The 22,033-nt window shown below is 70.6% G+C and carries 18 protein-coding genes; 7 read left to right on the plus strand and 11 right to left on the minus strand.

The genetic code is table 11. From position 1 onward, the window contains the following. The first annotated feature begins 28 nt into the window (after window positions 1-28). Complete coding sequence (gene idi / locus ACQEXA_RS09710; protein ID WP_433129415.1) at window positions 29-622, plus strand: isopentenyl-diphosphate Delta-isomerase; 594 nt, start codon at window positions 29-31, stop codon at window positions 620-622. A gap of 74 nt (window positions 623-696) precedes the next feature. On the opposite strand, the gene ACQEXA_RS09715 is transcribed toward idi, so the two are convergent. Continuing rightward, on the minus strand, window positions 697-1,206 hold the full coding sequence (locus tag ACQEXA_RS09715; RefSeq protein WP_432939781.1) for an ATP-binding protein: 510 nt from the start codon (window positions 1,204-1,206) through the stop codon (window positions 697-699). A gap of 270 nt (window positions 1,207-1,476) precedes the next feature. Between ACQEXA_RS09715 and ACQEXA_RS09720 the strand changes: the two genes are divergently transcribed. Beyond that, window positions 1,477-2,226 carry an enoyl-CoA hydratase/isomerase family protein gene (locus ACQEXA_RS09720; RefSeq protein WP_432935252.1) on the plus strand — a complete coding sequence of 250 codons (750 nt, stop codon included), beginning with the start codon at window positions 1,477-1,479 and terminating at the stop codon, window positions 2,224-2,226. On the opposite strand, the gene ACQEXA_RS09725 is transcribed toward ACQEXA_RS09720, so the two are convergent. Both ACQEXA_RS09725 and ACQEXA_RS09730 read right to left on the minus strand, forming a co-directional pair. Beyond that, window positions 2,213-2,848: a DJ-1/PfpI family protein gene (locus ACQEXA_RS09725; RefSeq protein WP_432935251.1), complete on the minus strand. Its 636-nt coding sequence runs from the start codon at window positions 2,846-2,848 to the stop codon at window positions 2,213-2,215. The two genes, ACQEXA_RS09720 and ACQEXA_RS09725, sit on opposite strands and share 14 nt — an antisense overlap. 45 nt (window positions 2,849-2,893) lie before the next feature. After that, window positions 2,894-3,847, minus strand: coding sequence for a GlxA family transcriptional regulator (locus ACQEXA_RS09730; RefSeq protein ID WP_432935250.1), 954 nt, complete (start codon window positions 3,845-3,847; stop codon window positions 2,894-2,896). A 113-nt stretch (window positions 3,848-3,960) separates the two neighbouring features. Between ACQEXA_RS09730 and ACQEXA_RS09735 the strand changes: the two genes are divergently transcribed. Genes ACQEXA_RS09735 through ACQEXA_RS09745 form a run of 3 tightly spaced genes read left to right on the plus strand, consistent with a single transcriptional unit; the run spans window position 3,961 to window position 7,515 of the window. After that, the gene (locus tag ACQEXA_RS09735; protein WP_432935249.1) at window positions 3,961-4,827 is read left to right on the plus strand and encodes an SCO6745 family protein; all 867 of its coding nucleotides are present in this window, start codon (window positions 3,961-3,963) and stop codon (window positions 4,825-4,827) included. A 52-nt stretch (window positions 4,828-4,879) separates the two neighbouring features. Then, window positions 4,880-5,164 (plus strand): LPFR motif small protein, encoded by a 285-nt coding sequence (locus ACQEXA_RS09740; RefSeq protein WP_432935248.1) that lies wholly within the window; start codon window positions 4,880-4,882, stop codon window positions 5,162-5,164. Further along, window positions 5,161-7,515: a Tex family protein gene (locus ACQEXA_RS09745; RefSeq protein WP_433129417.1), complete on the plus strand. Its 2,355-nt coding sequence runs from the start codon at window positions 5,161-5,163 to the stop codon at window positions 7,513-7,515. The genes ACQEXA_RS09740 and ACQEXA_RS09745 overlap by 4 nt, the downstream gene beginning before the upstream one ends. 180 nt (window positions 7,516-7,695) lie before the next feature. On the opposite strand, the gene ACQEXA_RS09750 is transcribed toward ACQEXA_RS09745, so the two are convergent. The 3 genes from ACQEXA_RS09750 to ACQEXA_RS09760 all read right to left on the minus strand — a co-directional run bounded on the left by ACQEXA_RS09750 (window position 7,696) and on the right by ACQEXA_RS09760 (window position 12,556). Next, on the minus strand, window positions 7,696-8,541 hold the full coding sequence (locus ACQEXA_RS09750; RefSeq protein WP_432935246.1) for an LLM class flavin-dependent oxidoreductase: 846 nt from the start codon (window positions 8,539-8,541) through the stop codon (window positions 7,696-7,698). 190 nt (window positions 8,542-8,731) lie between these two features. Then, entirely contained in the window at window positions 8,732-10,372 is a 1,641-nt protein-coding gene (locus ACQEXA_RS09755) for an ABC-F family ATP-binding cassette domain-containing protein (protein WP_432935245.1), read from the minus strand. 228 nt (window positions 10,373-10,600) lie between these two features. Further along, a complete protein-coding gene (locus tag ACQEXA_RS09760) occupies window positions 10,601-12,556 on the minus strand; it encodes a Xaa-Pro dipeptidyl-peptidase (protein ID WP_432935244.1) in 1,956 nt (651 codons plus the stop codon). Between the two features lie 217 nt (window positions 12,557-12,773). Between ACQEXA_RS09760 and ACQEXA_RS09765 the strand changes: the two genes are divergently transcribed. Beyond that, window positions 12,774-14,267 carry a M1 family metallopeptidase gene (locus ACQEXA_RS09765; RefSeq protein ID WP_433129419.1) on the plus strand — a complete coding sequence of 498 codons (1,494 nt, stop codon included), beginning with the start codon at window positions 12,774-12,776 and terminating at the stop codon, window positions 14,265-14,267. Window positions 14,268-14,386: 119 nt separating this feature from the next. Here ACQEXA_RS09765 and ACQEXA_RS09770 read toward each other — a convergent pair whose 3' ends face one another. Together ACQEXA_RS09770 and ACQEXA_RS09775 are read right to left on the minus strand one after the other, a co-directional pair. Then, entirely contained in the window at window positions 14,387-14,866 is a 480-nt protein-coding gene (locus ACQEXA_RS09770) for a macro domain-containing protein (RefSeq protein WP_433129421.1), read from the minus strand. 43 nt (window positions 14,867-14,909) lie between these two features. Continuing rightward, window positions 14,910-16,376 carry an amino acid permease gene (locus ACQEXA_RS09775; protein WP_432935243.1) on the minus strand — a complete coding sequence of 489 codons (1,467 nt, stop codon included), beginning with the start codon at window positions 16,374-16,376 and terminating at the stop codon, window positions 14,910-14,912. 277 nt (window positions 16,377-16,653) lie between these two features. On the opposite strand from ACQEXA_RS09775, the gene ACQEXA_RS09780 reads away from it, so the two are divergent. After that, window positions 16,654-17,370, plus strand: coding sequence for a MerR family transcriptional regulator (locus ACQEXA_RS09780; RefSeq protein ID WP_359399442.1), 717 nt, complete (start codon window positions 16,654-16,656; stop codon window positions 17,368-17,370). Window positions 17,371-17,403: 33 nt separating this feature from the next. Here the strand turns inward: ACQEXA_RS09780 and ACQEXA_RS09785 are convergent, their stop codons facing one another. From ACQEXA_RS09785 to ACQEXA_RS09795, 3 genes are read right to left on the minus strand one after another with little or no spacing between them, the layout of a single operon-like run. Continuing rightward, a complete protein-coding gene (locus ACQEXA_RS09785; RefSeq protein WP_433129423.1) occupies window positions 17,404-19,584 on the minus strand; it encodes a 3-hydroxyacyl-CoA dehydrogenase NAD-binding domain-containing protein in 2,181 nt (726 codons plus the stop codon). Between the two features lie 41 nt (window positions 19,585-19,625). After that, complete coding sequence (locus ACQEXA_RS09790; protein WP_359399446.1) at window positions 19,626-20,840, minus strand: acetyl-CoA C-acetyltransferase; 1,215 nt, start codon at window positions 20,838-20,840, stop codon at window positions 19,626-19,628. A 22-nt stretch (window positions 20,841-20,862) separates the two neighbouring features. Continuing rightward, entirely contained in the window at window positions 20,863-22,005 is a 1,143-nt protein-coding gene (locus tag ACQEXA_RS09795) for an acyl-CoA dehydrogenase family protein (RefSeq protein ID WP_359399448.1), read from the minus strand. Between the last annotated feature and the right edge of the window lie 28 nt (window positions 22,006-22,033).

A 22,033-nucleotide genomic window follows, 5' to 3' on the forward strand; every position in this document is an offset into this window, starting at 1 on the left:
GGCTGGACAACCGATGCGAAGGATAGGTATGCCGATCACACCCGCCAGCGCGGCGCACCATGCGCCGAACGGCGCCGCCGAGGCGATTCTGCTGGAGCTCGTCGACGAGAACGGCACCACGATCGGCACGGCGGAGAAGCTCGCCGCCCATCAACCGCCGGGCCGCCTCCACCGCGCGTTCTCGGTGTTCCTCTTCGACGAGCACGGTCGGCTGCTGCTCCAGCAGCGGGCGCTGGGCAAGTACCACTCCCCCGGTGTCTGGTCGAACACCTGCTGCGGCCACCCCTATCCGGGCGAGGCCCCCTTCGCGGCGGCGGCCCGCCGGACCTACGAGGAGCTGGGTGTCTCCCCGTCGCTGCTCGCGGAGGCCGGCACGGTCCGCTACAACCACCCGGACCCGGCCTCGGGTCTGGTGGAGCAAGAGTACAACCACCTCTTCGTCGGGCTGGTGCAGTCCTCTCCGCGCCCGGACCCCGAGGAGGTCGGCGCGACGGCCTTCGTGAGCGCGGAGGAGCTGGCGGAGCGGCACGCCAAGGACACGTTCTCCTCGTGGTTCATGACCGTCCTGGAGGCGGCGCGGCCGGCGGTCCGAGAGCTGACCGGGCCCGCCGCCGGCTGGTGATCCGAAGGTCCGTCCGGCCCGCCCGGCCGGACGGACTCAGCCGCCCCTGGTGGGCCTGACGCCCCTCGCGGGAATCACACGAACCCCGGGTGCTTGAGCGGAAGCGCGGCCCAGATCACCTTGCCCCCGCTCACCGTGTGCTCGACGTCGCAGACCCCGGCCGCCTCCCTGGTGATCTCACGGACCAGAAGCAGCCCCCGGCCGCCGGTCCGTCCGTGATCGGTCTCCAGGGCACTCGGCCGGTACGGATGCTCGTCCTCCACCGACACCCGCACCCACTCGGGGCCGACGGCGACCTCCACCGCGAGGAGCGGCGACAGCAGGGCCGCGTGCCGCACCGCGTTGGTGACCAGTTCGGACACGATCAGCAGCAGTGCGTACACAGTGTCGTCCGATGCGGGCACGCCCTGGCGGGCGAGCAGATCGCGGACGGCGTGCCGCGCCTGCGGCACCGAGACGTCCACGGCGGCGGCGGTGAACCGCCACACCCCCTCGTACGGCAGCGGCCCCGATGCTCTGCGGCCGTCCGGAGCCTCCCCGCCGCCTTCAGGGCGCGAGCCGAACCCCCGCCCTTGGTTCTCCATCGTCCGGTCGCCACCCTTGCGCTCGATTGTCACCACACGTCGAGTGTTGGGAATGCACTGGTCCGTCCCGAATGACTGAGCACAAGTCGGCTGGTATCGACGACATCTGACCGTTGACGCATGGCGCGGTCGACTCAATGACCGGATCCTGTCCATGTCGCGCCGACTTCGGAACTCTTCGGGTTGTACGGGTTGCGCGCCGACTCGTCCGTCCGGTGCGCCCGACCCTTCTTGATCACGGGTTCCACGGGTGCGGATAGCATCCGGCGCATGGAGCCGCAACTGCTGCACCGCGTCACCGACGGGGTCGCGACCGTCGTCATCCACCACCCGGCCAAGCGCAATGCGATGACGGCCGGCATGTGGGAGGCGCTGCCGCCGCTGCTCGAGACGCTGGCCGCCGATGCGGCTGTCCGGGTGCTGGTGCTCACCGGTGAGGGCGGCACGTTCTGCGCGGGCGCCGACATCTCCACGTTGCGGGGATCGCCGCAGCGCGCGCAGACCCTCGCCGTGCTCGCCGAGGAGGCGCTGGCCGCGTTCCCGAAGCCGACCCTGGCGGCGATCCGCGGCCACTGCGTGGGCGGTGGGTCACAGCTCGCCGCCGCCTGCGACCTGCGGTTCGCGGAGGAGGGCGCCCTGTTCGGGGTGACGCCGGCCAAGCTCGGCATCGTCTACCCGGCCTCCTCCACCCGCCGGCTGGTGTCGCTGGTGGGTCCTGGCGCCGCCAAGTACCTCTTGTTCTCCGGTGAGTTGATCGACGCGGCACGGGCACTACGGACGGGCCTGCTCGACGAGGTGCTGCCCGAGGGTGAACTCGCCAAGTGTGTCGCCGAGTTCACCCGCGTGCTCGCCTCCCGTTCGCAGCTGACGCAGGCAGCGGCCAAGGAGTTCGCGAACGGGCGCACGGACCGGGACGCGCACTGGGCCGAGCAGGCACGCGGCAGCGGCGACACCGCGGAGGGCGTCGCGGCGTTCCTGGAGCGCAGGCAGCCGCGGTTCACCTGGACTACGTCAGGATGAAGCGGCTCTTCGTACGGAACTCCACGACGAGGTGTGCGGGCGCCTTGTCCGGGGATCCCGCGTCGTAGGGCGGCTGCGGGTCGTACTCGGTCAGCAGTTGTACGGCCTGGGCGTGCTCGTCGCCCGCGATGCGGCCGAGCAGGGTGAGTCCCATGTCGATGCCGGAGGAGACGCCGGCGGCGGTGACGTACTTGCCGTCGAAGACGACGCGTTCGCCCGTGGGCTGCGCACCGAACTGCGCGAGGAAGTCCAGGGCCAGCCAGTGCGAGGTGGCGCGGCGGCCCCGGAGCAGCCCTGCGGCGGCGAGCAGCAGGGAGCCGGTGCACACGGACGTCGTCCAGGTACTGGTGGCGTCTGCGGAGCGCAACCAGTCGAGGAGTGCCTCGTTCTCCATCTGCGGGGTCTGGCCTGGTCCGCCGGGGACGACGACGATGTCCGGGGCGGGCACCTCGGCCAGGGTCCGGTCGGCGGTGAGCGCGAGGGCGCCGGTGTCGCTGCGCACAGGCCCGGACCGCTCGGCGACGAAGACGGTCTCCGCGTCCGGGAGCCGGCCGAGGGTCTCGTACGGGCCCACGGCGTCGAGGGCCGTGAACCGGTCGAAGAGAACGATCGCGATCTGCATGGGCTTCCTTTCGGTCAGGGGCGGTTGCTGTGTGATCCGAGGTGATCAGTGGGTGGCTGCCGGACGGAAGCGGCGCCGGTACTCCGCCGGGGCCGCGCCGAGTGCCTTCACGAAGGCGCGGCGCATCGCCTCGGGGGTGCCGTAGCCGCTGGCGCGGGAGATCTGTTCGATGCCGTCGGCGGTGTCCTCCAGGAGGCGCCGGGCGTGTTCGAGACGGACGCGGTCCACGTAGCGGCCCGGCGTCATCCCGGTCTCGGCCTGGAATGCGCGGGCGAAGTGCCGGGGCGAGAGCCGGGCGCGGGTGGCGAGTGTGTCCACGCAGAGGTCGTCGCCCGGGTGCTCGGTGATCCACTGCTGGACTTCGCGCAGGGGTTCGCGCCGCGCCGTCTGGGCGGCGAGCTGGGCGCTGAACTGGGCCTGGTTGCCGGGGCGGCGCAGGAAGACGACGAGGTGGCGGGCGATGGTCAGGGCGGCCTCGCGGCCCAGGTCCTCCTCCACGAGGGCCAGGGCGAGGTCGATGCCCGAGGTGACGCCGGCCGAGGTGGCGACATGACCGTCGCGTACGTAGATGGGGTCGGGGTCGACCTCGATCTCCGGGTGGTTGCGGGCCAGCGTGTCGCAGTGGGCCCAATGGGTGGTCGCACGGCGGCCGTCGAGGAGGCCCGCGCGGGCGAGGAGGATCGCTCCGGTGCAGATGGAGACCAGACGGCCGGCGTGCGGACCGTGCTCCCGCAGCCAGTCCACCAGTCGCGGGTCGGGACTCCGGGCGCCCTGGCCGCCCGGAACGATGAGCGTCTGCGGAGGGGGCGCATCGGCCAGCGCATGGTCCGGGACGAGTGTGAGGCCGCTCGAGGTGCGGACAGGGGCACCGTCGAGTGAGGCGGTGACGATGCGATACGTGCCGGGAAAGCCGGTCTCGGCACCTGCGAAGACCTCGACCGGACCGGTGACGTCGAGACTCTGCACAGCGTCGAAGAGGACGACCAGGAGGGTGCGCATGACCTCGATTCTTGGCGGAGCCCAGGATGGCTGCAAGGACGAGCAGCCCACCTTTCCTGCCATTGCGATCCCGGCCGTTCCCTGCGTACCGACCAGTCGGTAACGTGCCGGGCATGACCACTCCCCTTCCGGAGCGCGCCGGGCGGCGCTGCCACAACGTGATCAATCCGCTGCACTCGACGCACTACTTCTCACCGGATCTGGACCGGGAACTGACCGCTTTGGGCCTCGCCGACCGGAGGGCCGCCTACTTGGCGGTCAGGGCCGCCGCGATGGGGCCGGTGGGAGCAGGCGTGGTGACGGCGACGTTCTACAACTTCCGGCCCGGGATGGTGGCGCTGCACCTGCCCGCCGTGTGGGAGACGGCCCGGCCAAAGGCGGTGCTCGCCGCCCGCATGCGCGCCGTCGACACGACACTGCGGCGGCTGCTCGGCGAGGAGTGCGTGGCTTCGAAGGAGATGGCGGAGGCCGCGGAACTCGCACTGCGCGCGACAGAGGCCTGCACCGCACACGCCCGCCCGCTGTACGCCGCGCACGCCGACCTGCCTGTGCCCGAGGAGCCGCACCTGGCGTTCTGGCACGCGGCCACACTCCTGCGGGAGCACCGCGGGGACGGCCATGTGGCGGTGCTGCTGGGCGCGGAACTCGGTCCGGTCGAGGCACTGGTGACGCACACGGCGACCGGCAAGGGCATGGCCCCGAAGTGGGCCCTGGCCACGCGCGGCTGGAGCAGGGAGGACTGGGACGCGGCGTCCGCGCGGCTGCGCGAGCGCGGGCTGATCGACGCGGACGGCGAGCTGACCGAACACGGCACCGCACTGCGCAAGGAGTTGGAGGTGCAGACCGACCGCCTCGACCGGGCTCCCTACGAACACCTCGGTGCCGCGGGCGTCGAGCGGCTGACGGAGCTGGCGGGCGGGCTGCTCGCCACGGTTCTGGTGGCCGGGGCCTTTCCCCAGGGCATGATCGGCAAGGGATGAGGTACCCGGACGTCGTATCGGCGGACACGCCGATACGACGAAAGGGAGTTCTGTGGTCCGTGCGATCGCAGACGTGCTGCGCCGGACGGTCGATGCCGTCGCCGCCGTGGTGACCCTGCCGTTCCGGGCTCCGGCCCGGCTGTCCTGCGGGGTCCCGGCCACGGCGCGGGGCGGCGCCCGCCGGGTGTGGGGAGCCGGTCGCGCGGGGCGGTCCAGTGGCGGAGACCGCCCCGCGCGACCCGAAACCGCCCGTGTTCCCGCCCTGAGCTCCTGCTGTCGGTGCGACCTGCCACAATTGCCGCGCAACCTCAGTGGAGAAGGCGGTACGGGATCGTGACGACACCCCTCGTAGGGTCCATCGAAGGCAGGATCGCCGAGGAGCTCGGCGTACGGGAGCGGCAGGTGAAGGCCGCAGTCGAGCTGCTCGACGGCGGTTCGACGGTGCCCTTCATCGCCCGCTACCGCAAGGAAGCGACCGAGATGCTCGACGACGCGCAGCTGCGCACGCTCGAGGAGCGGCTGCGCTATCTGCGGGAGCTGGAGGAGCGGCGCACGGCGATCCTGGAGTCGGTGCGCGAGCAGGGCAAGCTCACCGACGAGCTGGAGGCGCAGATCCGGGGCGCCGAGACCAAGGCGCGACTGGAGGACATCTACCTCCCCTACAAGCCGAAGCGGCGCACCAAGGCGCAGATCGCCCGCGAGGCGGGGCTGGAGCCGCTGGCCGAGGGCCTGCTCGGCGACCCGACGGTGGAGCCGCTCGCCGCGGCCGCCGCCTTCGTCGACGCCGACAAGGGGGTGGACGATCCCCAGGCCGCGCTCGACGGCGCACGGGCGATCCTCACCGAGCGCTTCTCGGAGGACGCCGACCTGATCGGCGAGCTGCGTGAGCGGATGTGGGTGCGCGGGCGCCTGGCCGCCAAGGTGCGGGAGGGCAAGGAGGAGGCGGGCGCCAAGTTCGCCGACTACTTCGACTTCGCCGAGCCCTTCACCGAGCTGCCCTCGCACCGCATCCTCGCCATGTTGCGCGGCGAGAAGGAGGAGGTCCTCGACCTCGTCCTCGAGCCCGAGGAGCCGACGGACGGCCCCTCCTCCTACGAGGGGATGATGGCCCACCGCTTCGAGGTCGCCGACCGCGGCCGCCCCGCCGACAAGTGGCTGCTCGACACGGTCCGCTGGGCCTGGCGCACCCGCATCCTCGTGCACCTTGGCATCGACCTGCGGCTCCGGCTGCGCACGGCCGCCGAGGACGAGGCCGTCACCGTCTTCGCGGCCAACCTGCGCGACCTGCTGCTCGCCGCCCCGGCCGGCACGCGGGCCACGCTGGGCCTGGACCCCGGGTTCCGTACGGGTGTGAAGGTGGCCGTGGTGGACGCGACCGGCAAGGTCGTCGCCACCGACGTCATCCACCCGCACGTACCGGCCAACAGGTGGGACGAGGCGATCGCCAAGCTGGCGCGCCTCGCCAAGGAGCACGCGGTCGAGCTCGTCGCGATCGGCAACGGCACGGCCTCCCGTGAGACCGACAAGCTCGCCGGTGAACTGATCACCAAGCATCCGGAGCTGAAGCTCACCAAGGTGATGGTGTCGGAGGCCGGCGCGTCGGTGTACTCCGCTTCCGCCTTCGCCTCGCAGGAGCTGCCGGACATGGACGTGTCGCTGCGCGGCGCGGTCTCCATCGCCCGCCGCCTGCAGGACCCGCTCGCCGAGCTGGTGAAGATCGACCCCAAGTCCATCGGCGTCGGCCAGTACCAGCACGACCTGTCCGAGGTGAAGCTGTCCCGCTCGCTGGACGCGGTGGTCGAGGACTGTGTGAACGGCGTGGGCGTGGACGTCAACACGGCGTCGGCCCCCTTGCTGGCCCGGGTCTCCGGCATCTCCTCCGGGCTCGCGGAGAACATCGTGGCCCACCGTGACACCAACGGCCCGTTCACCTCGCGTTCGCAGCTGAAGGGCGTGGCGCGGCTCGGCCCCAAGGCGTACGAGCAGTGCGCGGGCTTCCTGCGGATCCGCGACGGCGAGGACCCGCTCGACGCCTCCAGCGTGCACCCGGAGGCGTACCCGGTCGTCCGGCGCATGGTGAAGACCGCGGGCCAGGAAGTGGCCTCGCTGATCGGCAACACGTCGGTGCTGCGCTCGCTCAAGGCGTCCGAATTCGTGGACGAGACGTTCGGTCTGCCGACCGTGACCGACATCCTCAAGGAGCTGGAGAAGCCGGGGCGCGACCCGCGGCCCGCGTTCAAGACGGCCACCTTCAAGGAGGGTGTGGAGAAGATCTCCGACCTGTCCTCCGGCATGATCCTGGAGGGCGTCGTCACGAACGTCGCCGCCTTCGGCGCCTTCGTGGACATCGGCGTCCACCAGGACGGCCTTGTGCACGTCTCCGCGATGTCGAAGACCTTCGTCAAGGACCCGCGGGACGTGGTGAAGCCGGGCGACATCGTCAAGGTGAAGGTGCTGGACGTCGACATCCCGCGCAAGCGGATCTCGCTGACGCTGCGTCTGGAAGACGAGGCGGCTCCTGCCCAGCAGGGCGGCGGCGGGCGCCAGCAGCGTGGCGGGCGTGCCCCGCAGCAGCGGCAGCCCCGCCAGGGCGGCGGCTCCCGGCAGGCGCCCCCGCCGGCCAACAGCGCGATGGCCGACGCGTTGCGCCGCGCAGGCCTGCTCGACCCGAAGAACGGCCGCCGCTGAACCCACCGGGCCCGGACCCCTTCCATGAACGGGGTCCGGGCCCCTGGGGCGCACCGACGCGCGTCGCGCGGAACGCGTGCACCGCCTGACCGAAGATGCCGGGGACGATGGGCTCTTCGTGGGCTCTGCGGACGACCGGATCAGGCTTCGAGGCGGATCCTCACCTGGACCCGCGGGGCATCACAGGGCGTCGGCGAGTCGGTCCACCTGCGCCGGGTCGAGGCCGTAGCAGTACAGCATGACCTCGTCGGCACCGAGGCCGGAGAAGCCGGCGATCGTGTCGCGGATCTCGGCAGGCGTGGTGAGCATGCCGGCGACCATCCGGTCGGCCATGCCGGTGAAGGTGTAGTACGCGTGCATGGCCGCCCGTGCCTCGTCGATCACCTCCTGCGGACCGAGCGCGACATTGACCTGGGCGACGATGCGGGGCTCGCCCGCACGGCCGTGCTCCCGCCAGTACCGCCGGACGGTGTCGAACAGGCCGTCCGCCCAGGAGAGCGGCGCGGCGGCGAGGAAGCCGTCTCCCCATCGCGCGACGCGTTCGAGGGCGACGGGCTTGAAGCCGCCGAAGAGCACCTCGGGGCCACCGGGACGGGCGGGCAGCGGCCCGATCGGCCCGGCGCCGTCACCGTACGGCTCGCCGGACCACAGTCGGCGCAGCACCGCCATCTGCTGGTCGAGACGCCTGCCCCGGGTACGAATGTCGACGCCTGTGACCTGGTGGTCGTCGTCCCTGCCGCCGATGCCGAGACCGAGCACCAGCCGGCCACCGGTCATCCGGTCCAGGGTGGCCGCCTGCTTGGCGAGCAGGGCGGTGTCGCGCAGCGGGGCGAGCAGTACTTCGGTCTGGACGCGGATGCGGGAGGTGGCACCCGCGAGGACGGCGAGCGCCACCAGGGGTTCGGGGTTGTGGTAGACGAGCCGGTCCAGCAGGCCGAGGGTGCTGAAGGGCCCGGCCTCCGCCTGCCGGGCCCAGGTGAGAAGAATGGCCGGGTCGCCGATGGGCAGGCCGATTCCGACGTTCATGAAGGAGACCTCCGAAAGGAAGGGTCGACAAAGTAGGCTGCCGCCCCTCCGGCACCTCATCGAGGTGGGACGCTCCCGCTCTGCGGCGTACTTCTGGGGGAACGTCTCGTCGAAGTGAACTCACTCTAGAGCGCTCGGTGTTCGGCGAACAAGCCGAAGGGCGGCCGCGGCCGACGACCGACCGGGGTCCTTAGCGCTCCGTCACCTTGCCGTCCGCCACCTCCAGGCGGCGATTCACCCGCACCGCGTCCAGCATTCGGCGGTCGTGGGTGACCAGGAGCAGTGTGCCTTGGTAGGAGTCCAGGGCCGACTCGAGCTGCTCGATGGCCGGGAGGTCGAGGTGGTTGGTCGGCTCGTCGAGGACGAGGAGGTTGACGCCCTGGCCCTGGAGCAGGGCGAGGGCGGCCCTCGTGCGCTCGCCCGGCGAGAGGGTCGCCGCCGGGCGTAGGACGTGGTCGGCCTTCAGCCCGAACTTGGCGAGCAGGGTGCGTACGTCCGCCGGTTCCGTGTCCGGGACCGCGGCGCAGAACGCGTCCAGCAGGGGCTGGGGGCCGTGGAACAGCCCGCGTGCCTGGTCGACCTCGCCGACCTGGACGCCGGAGCCGAGAGTGGCATGGCCGGCGTCCAGGGGGACGCGGCCCAGCAAGGCGCCGAGCAGTGTCGACTTGCCCGCGCCGTTCGCGCCCGTCACCGCGACCCGGTCCGCCCAGTCCAGTTGCAGGGACACCGGACCGAAGGTGAAGTCCCCTCGCCGTACCTCCGCGTCCCTCAGTGTGGCCACAACCGCGCCCGAACGGGGGGCCGCGGCGATCTCCATGCGCAGCTCCCACTCCTTGCGGGGCTCCTCGACCACGTCCAGGCGTTCGATCATGCGCTGGGTCTGCCGGGCCTTGGCCGCCTGCTTCTCGCTGGACTCGCTGCGGAACTTGCGGCCGATCTTGTCGTTGTCGTTGCCCGCCTTGCGTCGGGCGTTCTTCACGCCCTTGTCCATCCAGGAACGCTGCATTTGGGCCCGGTCCTGGAGGGCGGCCTTCTTGTCGGCGTACTCCTCGTAGTCCTCACGAGCGTGCCGACGGGCCGTCTCGCGCTCCTCCAGGTAGGCCTCGTATCCGCCGCCGTACAGGTTGATCTGCCGTTGCGCGAGGTCGAGTTCGAGGACCTTGGTGACGGTGCGGGTGAGGAACTCGCGGTCGTGGCTGACGACCACCGTCCCGGCGCGCAGTCCGCCGACGAAGCGTTCCAGGCGCTCCAGGCCGTCCAGGTCGAGGTCGTTCGTCGGCTCGTCGAGCAGGAACACGTCGTAGCGTGACAGCAGCAGTGAGGCGAGCCCGGCGCGGGCCGCCTGACCGCCGGACAGGGACGTCATCGGCTGGTCGAGACCGACACCGAGGCCGAGCGAGTCGGCGACCTCCTCGGCTCGTTCGTCGAGGTCCGCGCCGCCGAGCCCGAGCCAGCGCTCCAGGCTCACCGCGTAGGCGTCGTCGGCACCGGGCGTGCCGTCGACGAGCCCCTGCGTCGCCTCGTCCATCAGCCGCTGTGCCTCGGCCACCCCCGTACGGCGCGCCAGGAACGCGCGGACCGTCTCGTCCGGCCGCCGCTCCGGCTCCTGCGGCAGATGGCCGACCGTGGCGGTCGGCGGGGACAGGCGCAGCTCGCCGCGCTCCGGGGCGATCAGTCCGGCGAGCATCCGCAGCAGGGTGGACTTGCCGGCCCCGTTGGCTCCGACGAGTCCGATCACGTCACCGGGGGCGACGACGAGGTCGAGCCCGGAGAAGAGCGAGCGGTCGCCGTGCCCGGCGGCGAGGTCCTTGGCGACGAGAGTGGCAGTCATCAGAGAGCCGATCCTAACCAGCGCGGGACGCCCGGCCCAATCACACCGGGCGTCGACCGGCCCGGTGGGACGGCACACCGGTGCTGGTACCGGCGCAGGGCGCCACCGCCGCCGTGGGGCCGGGCGGTCAGGGCCCTGCGGGGCCGAGCCGTGAATCAGGCGGCCGGGCCTGTGGGCCCGGCCGCCTCTCGTGCCGTCAGTGGTCGGCGTCCGGCAGTCGTCGCTCGATCAGCGGCTGTCTCCCGGAACACGGTGGAGGGTGTCCGGGTGCCGCACGCCGTCCAGGCCGGTGGGCGCGGGAGCGGCGGACGAGGAGCCGGAGACCGCGCGGGCGAACGCGGGCGCCCCGCCGACGAGCGGCACGCGGGCCGACGTACGGGCGAGGTCGACGGTCAGCGTGGGGGTGGTGGACGGAGGGTCGATGAGGTCCTTGTCGGTGCCCGCGACGATCAGCGCGAGCCGGTGGCCCTTGGGGACGACATGGTCGGTCGCGGCCAGGTCGAGCGTGATCCGGTACGCCCGGCCCGGAGTGAGCGGTACGCCCTTGCGGTCCGAGGCGTAGTTGCCGAGGTCCGCCCAGCCACGGCTGAACACGGTGAAGCCGACGTCCGCCTTCTTGGCCTCGGTGGCCTTGAAGCAGGCGCTGTCACCGGCCGTGCTCGCGCCCCAGCAGGTGCGGCCGGTGAGCGTGGTGATGCCCTCGCCGGAGTCGGCGTAGTCCCGGATCGTGTCGGGGCCGAGGTCGACCAGCACGGCGGAGAGATGAGCCGTGGAGGTGGTCGGGGTGACGGTGACGGTCACGGTGGAGGAGCCGGACACGCGCAGGTCCCTCGACAGGGGCCGGGTGACGAACCCGGCCTTGCCCGGGGTGGACTCGTCGATGTGCGCGGCCCAGTCGGTCTCGCTCAGCCGCGGGTCGTCGGTGAAGGTCTCGGTGCCCGTGCCGCTGTGCAGGCCGAGCGCGCCGACACCCGCCTGGGAGCCCTGCCCCGGACGCAGGGTCGTCGTCGCCGTGCCCCGCGGCGGCCAGAGGGCGGAGGTGGCCCACTGGTCGGGGTGGCGCTCGATGTCGGCCATGGGCTCGCGGTCGATGCCGTTGTCGTAGCCGAGGAGTTCGTGGTCGAACCAGCGGTGCAGGGTGTCCACCCATGCCCCGCGCCGGTAGTCGAAGGGGTCGACGTGGCCCGTCTGGGACAGCCAGATCTTGCGGTGGACACCGTTCTTCGCGAGGGCGTTCCACCACTGGCCGAAGTGCTTGGTGCGGACGTTGAGGTCCTGCATGCCGTGCACGAGGAAGACGCTGGCCCGCACCTTGCTCGCGTCCTTGACGTAGTCGCGCTCGGTCCACAGCGGCGTCCAGTCACCGGTGCGGGGCGCCCCGTCGACGAGCTTGTGCTGCACGGCGGCGCACTTGGCGCGGGCGGCGGGGCTGTCGACGTAGTCGGAGAGCCAGTCGGGCCCCGAGTCGTACAGGGGCGCGCCCTTGGCGAAGTAGTAGTCGTACCAGGAGGAGATGGCGCTGATCGGCACGATGGTCTTCAGGCCCTTCACGCCGGTGGCGGCCACGCCGTTGGCGATGGTGCCGTCCCAGCTCTTGCCGATCATGCCGGTCCTGCCGTTGGTCCAGGTCGCCTTGGCCCGGGCGGAGCCGGTGCGGGTGGTGTAGCCCTTGGCGCGGCCGTTCAGCCAGTCGATCACGGCCTTGGCGGACTGGATGTCGGAGCGTCCGCCGACGTCCACGCAGCCGTCCGAGCGATTGGTTCCGGCCAGGTCGACGCCGACGAACGCATAGCCGCGCGGAACGAAGTAGTTGTCGTAGAAAAGCGGCATCTGGACGACGTGGCCCGCGGCGTCGTACGTCTTCAACTGGTTCTCGTTGCCGCGCCCGCAGCAGAAGTAGTACGGGCTGGCGTCCATGATCACGGGGATCTTGCGGCCCTGCGCGGCGGGTTCGCGCGGCCGGACGATGTCGACGGCGACCCGGTCGTTCCTTCCGTCGCCGTCGCCGTCCAGCCCGGTGTCGACCCAGACGGACTCACGGACGGCGTTCTCGTACGAGTAGACGGGCCGGCTCTCGCGCGGCGCACCGTGGGCGGCCGACGGGGTGAGGAAGGCGGCCAGCAGGGCGGCCACGGTCGCGGTCGCGAGCTGTCGCCAGATCGTGTAGCGCGTGCGTTTCGGCATGCGCGGGACGGTACAGGTGACAACTCCCGTTCAGAAGAGGGCAACTGACGGCGTGGCGGACAGACGGGAGCGTATGGCCGGGAAAGCACTGCGGGACGGTTGCGGTCATGACGGCCGGATGGCGATCGTGTGACAGGGGGTGCCATGGACATGCCTGGTCTCACAGGAACTGAATAGGGTCCGAACTGACCTCGTGCCCCTATGACTTGGAGCTCTCGTGCACCGCAGACTCATCGCCCCGGGCGCGCTCGCGGCGGCTTCCCTGTTGCTGGCGATCCCGGCATCGGCGGCCGGCTTCCAGCCCGGCGCACCGGGTATCGGCGACCCCTACTACCCGTACTACGGCAACGGCGGATACGACGTCTCCCACTACGACCTCCGGCTCACCTACCAGCCGCAGACGGACGAGCTGGCGGGCACGGCGACCATTCTCGCCACCACCACGCAGAACCTCTCCCGGTTCGACCTCGACTTCCTGCTGGACGTGAGCGAGGTGCGGGTCAACGGCGCGAAGGCGGCGTTCGCCACCTCCGGCCAGCACGAACTCCAGATCACCCCGGCCACCCCGCTGCCCAAGGGCACGCCGGTCACCGTCGTGGTCCGCTACAGCGGTGTGCCGTCCACCAAGAGCGCGTACGGCTTCACCACCTGGCACCGCACCCCGGACGGCGCGGTGGCGGCGGACGAGCCCGAGGCGGCGTGGTGGTGGTACCCCAGCAACGACCATCCGCTCGACAAGGCGACCTACGACGTGTCGGTGGCCGTGCCGGGCGGCACGCAGGCGATCTCCAACGGCACGCTCCAGTCGACGAGTTCGAAGCTCGGCTGGACCCGCTACAACTGGCGGTCCAACAAGCCGCAGGCGACGTATCTCACCACGCTGGCGATCGGCAGGTTCGACATCACGACCGGGCAGACGTCGGACGGCGTGCCGGTCGTCAACGCCTACAGCAAGGACCTCGGGGACAACGACGGGGCCGCGCGGGCGAGCGTGGAACGGACCGGGGAGATCGTCGACTGGCTGACCGGCTACTTCGGGCCCTACCCCTTCAACTCGGTCGGCGGGTACGTCCCGAACACGACCACCGGGTACGCCCTGGAGACGCAGACCCGCGTGTATTACAGCCCCAAGCAGTTCGCGAACGGCTCGAACACATCGGTCGTCGTCCACGAGCTGGCGCACCAGTGGTACGGCGACGACGTGTCGCTGAAGGGCTGGAAGGACATCTGGATCAACGAGGGCTTCGCGCGGTACGCGCAGTGGCTGTGGTCGGAGCACGAGGGCGAGGGCACGACGCAGGAGCTGGCGGACTACGTGTACGCCTCCCATCCGGCCGACGACGCGTTCTGGACGGTCAAGCCGGGTGACCCGGGCCCGGACAACCAGTTCGACACGGCGGTCTACGACCGGGGCGCGCTCGCCATCCAGGCTCTGCGCAACGAGGTCGGCGACGACGCGTTCTTCGCCATCCTGAAGGGCTGGCCGAAGCAGCACCCGTACGGCAACGCCTCGGTCGCCGACTTCCAGGCGTACGCGGAGAAGGTGTCCGGAAAGCCGCTGGCCGCACTGTTCGACACCTGGCTGTTCCAGCCGTCGAAGCCGTCCGCACCGGCGGCACGGACGGCGGCCGTGACACGAGCGGCCACCGCTCCCACCGCACCGAAGTCGTGGAAGAAGATCGAGACGACGAACGACGTGCACGGCGGCTGACCAGCCTCGTTCCGCTGAAGTCCGGGCCGGACACCCATGGTCCTACCGGTCCGGCCCGGGGTCCGGCTCCGCGTCCACGCCGCGGAGCGGGACCCGGGGCGGCCAGAGGACGCCTGCCGTCAGCCGTCGAGGTCGTAGACCGTCACGCGTATCCCCCGCTTCACCAGCCGCTCGACGACGAGCGGCTCCACACGGGCCCAGTTGCCGCCCGCCAGCCCGCACCCGATACGCGGCATATGGACGGACGCACCGAGTTCCACCGCCTTGTCGGCCAGCGCCCCGAGCGCCGTGTCGATCGCCTCGTACCGCACGGGCACGCCTTTGCCGCCCCTTCGTATCCCCCGCTGTCCGATCATGTTGGCGACCCATACGTCCGGCTCGACCCGGACGAACTGGACCGCGCCCAGGCCGAAGTCGTTCGCCGCACGGTCTCGGTGCCAGGCGCGGTACGCCTCTTCCGGCTCGGGCCAGCGGTGCGACAGGGCGAGGACGAAACCCCTTCCCCAGCCCCCGATGTCGTTGCAGACGTGGGCGATCAGCCTGACGCCCCCGCCGGACGGCGCGGTGGCGTCACCCCGGACATAGGTGATATCCGACATGACGCCACCGTAGGGGCCGCCACTGACAGCGGCCCGTCAGCCGTTACTTCGTGAAGTCGGACAGTTCCCGGTCCGCGGCGTCCGAGATCCTGCGGCGGAGTGCGAACCAGCCGCCGACGAGCAGAACAGCGATCACGGGGATGAGCATCAGCGTCTTGCGGCCGACCTCGGGGTCGTTCCACATCAGGCCGAGCACGGCCAGCAGGAAGGCGATCGTGACGATCTCCGTGACCGGGCTGCCGGGCAGCCGGAAGGACGGCCGGGCGACGAGACCCGCCTTGGCACGGCGGACGAAGACCAGGTGGCAGACCATGATGATCACCCAGGTGCTGACGATCCCGAGGGACGCCACGTTCAGCACGATCTCGAATGCCTGGCTCGGCAATCGGTAGTTCAGCACGACGCCGAGCACGCACACCGCACAGGTCAGCAGGATGCCGCCGTAGGGGACCTGGCTGCGGTTCATCCGGGCCGTGAACTTGGGCGCGGAGCCGGCCATGGCCATGGAGCGCAGGATGCGGCCCGTGGAGTACAGGCCGGAGTTCAGCGAGGACATCGCGGCGGTCAGGACGACCAGGTTCATCACGTCGCCTGCCCCCTGGACGCCGATCTTCGACAGCACCGTGACGAAGGGGCTCTCGTCGCCGGAATACACCGAGCCCGGCAGCAGCAGCGCCAGCAGGACCACCGAGCCGACGTAGAACAGGCCCACACGCCACATGATCGAGTTCACCGCGCGCGGGACGACCTTCTCCGACTCGGCGGTCTCGCCCGCCGCGACGCCGACCAGCTCGAGGGCCGCGTACGCGAAGATCACGCCCTGCATCACCAGGACGACGGGCATCAGGCCGTGCGGCAGGATCCCGCCGTGGTCGGTGATCACGCTCAGACCCGGCGTCTCGCCCCCGACCTTGTGCTGCGTGGCCAGCAGGAAGATGCCGACGAACATGAAGCTCACCAGCGTGGCGACCTTGATGATCGCGAACCAGAACTCCATCTCGCCGAAGATCTTCACCGAGATCAGGTTCACGGCCAGGACGACCGCGAGGGCGATCAGGGCGAGCACCCACTGCGGGACGGAGGTGAAGAAACTCCAGTAGTGGGTGTAGAGCGCGATGGCGGTGATGTCGGCGATACCGGTCGTCGACCAGTTGAGGAAGTACATCCAGCCGGCGACGTAGGCGCCCTTCTCACCGAGGAACTCACGGGCGTACGACACGAAGGACCCGGACGACGGCCGGTACAGGACCAGCTCGCCGAGGGCGCGGACGACGAAGAAGGCGAAGACGCCGCAGACCAGGTAGGCGACGGCCAGTGCGGGACCGGCGTTGTGCAGTCTGCCGCCTGCGCCCAGGAACAGACCGGTGCCTATGGCGCCACCGATCGCGATCATGTTGACGTGGCGGGCCTTGAGGTCCTTGCTGTAGCCGGCGTCGCCTGCATCCGCGGGCGTCCGGGCGGCATCGGTGCGGGATGCGGCCACGGCCGTGTTCACGGCGTCCTTGCTCACGAGTGGATCTACTCTCTGGTGCGCCCGGCGCAGGGATGGTGCGCGAGTGTCCGGATCGGGGCATGGTCCGGCCACCCCTGACGTGGCACAGACCAAGGCGTCACCTTCCCGCAGAGATCGCCGTGCACGCGGTGGCGGACCTCACAGAGCGGCACATCTCACGTGATCGTTACCTGAACATCACCCGCTGGTCATATTGCGCTCGACTGTTCGCCATGTGGTCGTGCTCGGGGCCTACTGGTGTCACAGTTCTGGTGAGACAGCGATACTGCTGTACATGACGACCGAGACCGAGGAGCAGACGCTCACCGTCGACGAGCTCGCCGCGCGTGCGGGCGTCACGGTCCGCACCGTCCGCTTCTACAGCGCCAAAGGGCTCCTCCCACCGCCCGTGATCGGCCCGCGGCGTGTGGGTCACTACGGTCCCGGGCATCTGGCCCGGCTGGCGCTCATCGAGGAGCTGCAGCACCAGGGCATGACCCTGGCGGCGATCGAGCGCCATCTGCAGCAGTTGCCGGCGGACGTGAGCGCCCGGGACCTCGCCCTCCACCGCGCCGTCGTGGCGTCCTGGGGGCCGGACACGGCGGAGACCCTGCCCCGCGAGGAGCTGGAACGGCGAGCGGGGCGGCCGCTCGGCGCGGAGGACCTCGAACTGCTCACGGCGATGAACGCGGCCGTACCGGACGAGGACGGTACGTATCGCGTGGACCCGGGCCTGCTCCGGCTCGGGGTCGAACTCCTCGACGTTCCCTTCGGCCTGGAGACGATCCTCGCGGCCCGGGCCGCGCTCATCGAGCATTCGCGCGCGGCGGCACGCGAGCTGTCGCACCTGTTCCGCGACGCGGTCGCCGAGCGCGACTCCACCGCCGTGAAGTCCCTGTCCGCGCACATGCACCCGCTGGTGGTCCAGGCCCTGCTCACCAGCTTCCAGCGCTCCCTGAAGGAGGAGCTGCGGGAGTGGCTCACAGACGGAGGACCCGCGGGAGACTCCTGATCCCCGCGGGTCCCCGAGCCGCACCGGCCCGCGTCAGCGCGCGTCGGTGAAGCGCTCCCCCTTCTCCGCCTTCTCCACCAGCAGCGCGGGCGGCGTGAACCGCTCCCCGTACCGCTCCGCGAGTTCCCGCGCGCGGGCCACGAAGCCCGGCAGGCCGCCTTCGTAGCCGTTGATGTACTGCAGGACGCCACCGGTCCAGCCGGGGAAGCCGATACCGAAGATCGAACCGATGTTGGCGTCGGCGACGGAGGTGAGCACGCCCTCCTCAAGGAGCCGGACGGTGTCCAGCGCCTCGGAGAACAGCATGCGCTCCTGCATGTCCTCAAAGGGGATCGTGTGGCCCGGCTTGGTGAAGTGCTCCCGCAGCCCCGGCCACAGCCGGCCGCGCTTGCCGTCCTCGCCGTACTCGTAGAAGCCGGCGCCGCCGCTGCGCCCGGTGCGGCCGAACTCGTCGACCATGCGGTCGATGACGGCCTCGGCCGGGTGCGGGGTGTAGGTGCCGCCCGCCTCCTGGACCGCACGCTTCGACTCGTTGCGGATCTTCCGCGGCAGGGTGAGCGTCAGCTCGTCCATCAGGGAGAGGACCTTGGCCGGGTAGCCGGCCTGGGCCGCCGCCTGCTCGATGGACGCGGGCTCGATGCCCTCGCCGACCATCGCGACGCCCTCGTTGATGAAGTGGCCGATCACCCGGGAGGTGAAGAAGCCGCGCGAGTCATTGACGACGATCGGCGTCTTGTTGATCTGCCGGACCAGGTCGAAGGCGCGTGCCAGCGCCTCGTCGCCGGTCCGCTTCCCCTTGATGATCTCGACGAGCGGCATCTTGTCGACGGGCGAGAAGAAGTGCAGTCCGATGAAGTCGGCCTGCCGCTCCACACCGTCGGCGAGTGCGGTGATCGGCAGGGTCGAGGTGTTGGAGCACAGCAGCGCGTCGGGCTCGACGATGTTCTCGATCTCCTGGAACACCTTGTGCTTGAGCGCCGGGTCCTCGAAGACCGCCTCGATGACCGCGTCGCAGCCCGCGAGGTCGGCGGCCTCGGCGGTGGGCGTGATGCGGGCGAGCAGCGCGTCCACCTTCTCCTGGGTCGTACGGCCCTTGGCGACCGCCTTCGCGCACAGCTTCTCGGAGTAGCCCTTTCCCTTGGCGGCCGCCTCCAGGGCGACGTCCTTGAGGACGACCTCGATGCCCGCGCGGGCGCAGGAGTAGGCGATGCCCGCGCCCATCATCCCGGCGCCGAGGACGGCGACCTTGCGGACCTGGCGGGGCTCGATGCCCTGCGGGCGGTTGGCGCCGGAGTTGACGGCCTGAAGATCGAAGAAGAACGCCTGGATCATGTTCTTCGCGGTCTGCCCCGTGACCAGCTCCGTGAAGTACCGCGCCTCGATGGTCAGGGCGGTCTCGAAGTCGACCTGGGAGCCCTCGACGGCGGCCGCGAGGATGTTGCGCGGGGCCGGGTAGGGGGCGCCGTTCAGCTGCTTCTTCAGGTTGGCCGGGAAGGCGGGCAGGTTGGCGGCGAACTTCGGGTTGGACGGCGTACCGCCCGGGATCTTGTACCCCGGCTTGTCCCAGGGCTGCTGGGACTCGGGGTTGGCGTCGATGAAGGCGCGGGCCTTGTCCAGCATCTCCTCGCGGGTGGCGGCCACCTCGTGGACCAGGCCGTTCTCCAGGGCACGCGCCGGCGAGTACTGGGTGCCCTGCAGCAGCACCTTCAGCAGGGCGTCGGTGATGCCCATCAGGCGGACGGTGCGGGTGACTCCGCCGCCCGCGGGGAGCAGGCCGAGGGTGACCTCGGGCAGGCCGATCTTGGAGCCGGGGGCGTCCAGGGCGATGCGGTGGTGGGAGGCGAGGGCGATCTCGTAGCCGCCGCCCAGGGCCGCGCCGTTGATCGCCGCGACGACCGGCTTGCCGAGGGTCTCGATGCGGCGCAGGGACTTCTTGATCGCGACACCCATGTCGAACGCCTGCTGGGCGTCCTCCGGGCCGGCCTTCATCATGTCCTTCAGGTCGCCGCCCGCGAAGAAGGTCTTCTTGGCGGAGGCGTAGATGATGCCGCGGATGGAGTCCTTCTCGGCCTCGGCGCGCTCGGCGACCGCGGCGATGGACTCCTTGAACGCCTGGTTCATGGTGTTCGCGGACTGGTTGGGGTCGTCGAGGACGAGGGTGACGATGCCGGTGTCGTCCTGTTCCCAGCGGATGGTGGTGGACTCAGTGCTCATCAGGGGTGCTCCGTAAGATCCGTTCGATCCGTTGGGGGTGGTCAGACGCGCTCGACGACGGTGGCGATGCCCATGCCGCCGCCCACGCACAGCGTGGCCAGCCCGTACCGCTTGTCCTGCCGCTCCAGCTCGTCCACCAGCGTGCCGAGGATCATCGCGCCGGTCGCGCCCAGCGGGTGGCCGAGGGCGATGGCGCCGCCGTTGACGTTGACCTTGTCCAGCGAGATCCCCATGTCCTTGACGAAGCGCAGCACGACCGCGGCGAACGCCTCGTTGATCTCGATCAGGTCGATGTCGTCGATCGTCAGTCCGGCCTTGGCGAGCGCCTTGCGGGTGGCGGGCGCGGGACCGGTCAGCATGATGGTCGGCTCGGAGCCGGAGACCGCCGCGGAGACGATCCGGGCGCGCGGCCGCAGCCCGTACCGCTCGCCGACCTCCTTGGAGCCGATGGCGACGAGCGCCGCGCCGTCGACGATGCCGGAGGAGTTGCCCGCGTGGTGGACGTGGTCGATCTGCTCGACCCAGTGGTACTTCTGCAGCGCCACCGCGTCGAAGCCGCCCAGCTCGCCGATGTCCGCGAACGACGGCTTGAGCTTCGCGAGGGAGTCGGCGGTGGTGCCGGGCCGCATGTGCTCGTCGTGGTCGAGGACGACGAGCCCGCTGCGGTCCTTCACGGGCACCACGGACTTCTCGAAGCGGCTGTCCTTCCAGGCGGCCGCGGCCCGCTCCTGGGACAGCGCCGCGTACTCGTCGACGTCCCGGCGGGAGAAACCCTCGATCGTGGCGATGAGGTCGGCGCCGATGCCCTGCGGCACGAAGTTGGTGGCCATGTTGGTCATCGGGTCGGCGAACCATGCGCCGCCGTCCGAGGCCATCGGCACCCGCGACATCGACTCGACGCCGCCGGCGAGCACCAGGTCCTCCCAGCCGGAGCGGATCTTCGCCGCCGCCAGGTTCACGGCTTCGAGGCCGGAGGCACAGAAGCGGTTCTCCTGGACGCCGGCGACGGTGTCCGGCAGTCCGGCGGCGATCGCCGCGATCCGGGCGATGTCGGAGCCCTGGTCGCCGACCGGGCCCACGACACCGAGCACGACGTCGTCGATCGCGGCCGGGTCGAGGTCCGGGAAACGCCGCCGGACCTCGTGGATGAGTCCGGTCACCAGGTCGATGGGCTTGGTGCCGTGCAGGGCGCCATTGGCCTTGCCGCGTCCGCGCGGGGTGCGGATCGCGTCGTACACATACGCTTCGGTGCTCACTGGTCAAGCCTTTCGGGGAGGGTCAGCCGAGCAGGGAACGACCGATGATCTCCTTCATGATCTCGGTGGTCCCGCCGTAGATGGTCTGGATGCGGCCGTCGGTGAAGGCCCTGGCCACGCGGTGCTCCGTCATGTATCCGTAGCCGCCGTGCAGTTGCAGACAGCGGTCCGCGACCCGCTTCTGCAGTTCGGTCGCCCACCACTTGGCCATGGAGGCGTGCACGGCATCGAGTTCCCCCCTCGCGTGGTCGGCGATGCAGCGGTCCAGGAAGGTACGGGTGACGGCGCACTCGGTCGCCATCTCCGCTATCTCGAAGCGGACGTGCTGCAGCCTGCCGAGCGGACGTCCGAAGGCCTCGCGTTCCTTGACGTACTCGGTGGTGATCTCCAGCACGTGCTCGGCCGCGGCGATCCCGGCGACGGCGATGTTCAGCCGCTCCTGGACCAGGTTCGTCATCAGGTGCCCGAAGGCGCCGTTGAGGTCGCCGAGCAGGTTGTCCTTGGGCACCCGCACATCGTGGAAGAACAGCTCGGCCGTGTCCTGCGCCTTCTGCCCGATCTTGTCGAGGTTGCGACCGCGCTCGAAGCCCTCCATGCCGCGCTCGACCACGAGCAGCGAGAGGCCGTGCGCCCCGCCCTCGGGGGTCGTGCGGGCCACGACGATCACCAAGTCGGCGAGGATGCCGTTGGAGATGAAGGTCTTGGAGCCGTTGAGGAGCCAGTGGTCGCCCTTGTCCTCGGCACGTGTCCTGATGCCCTGCAGGTCGGAGCCGGCGCCGGGTTCGGTCATGGCGATGGCGGTGATGAGCGAGCCGTCGCAGAAGCCGGGCAGCCAGCGCCGCTTCTGCTCCTCGGTGGCCAGTCCCGTCAGATACGGGCCGATGATGTCGTTGTGCAGTCCGACCGCGAGCCCGGACGCCCCGGCCCGGGTGAACTCCTCCACGAGCACGGCGCTGTAGCGGAAGTCGTCCGTCCCGCCGCCCCCGTACTCCTCGGGCACGGCGAGTCCCAGCAGTCCCTGGTTGCCTGCGGCCCGCCAGGCCGCACGGGAGACGATGCCGTCCTTTTCCCACTGGTCGTAGTGGGGCAGCACCTCCCTGGCCAGGAAGGTACGCACGGTCTCGCGGAACGCCTCGTGCTCGGCCCCGTAGATCTGCCGCTTCATCCGGCGTACGCCCTCCTCACAGCCAGCC

Origin of the sequence: Streptomyces sp. CA-106110 (assembly GCF_050936285.1) — a bacterium.
Classification (GTDB): Bacteria; Actinomycetota; Actinomycetes; order Streptomycetales; family Streptomycetaceae; genus Streptomyces.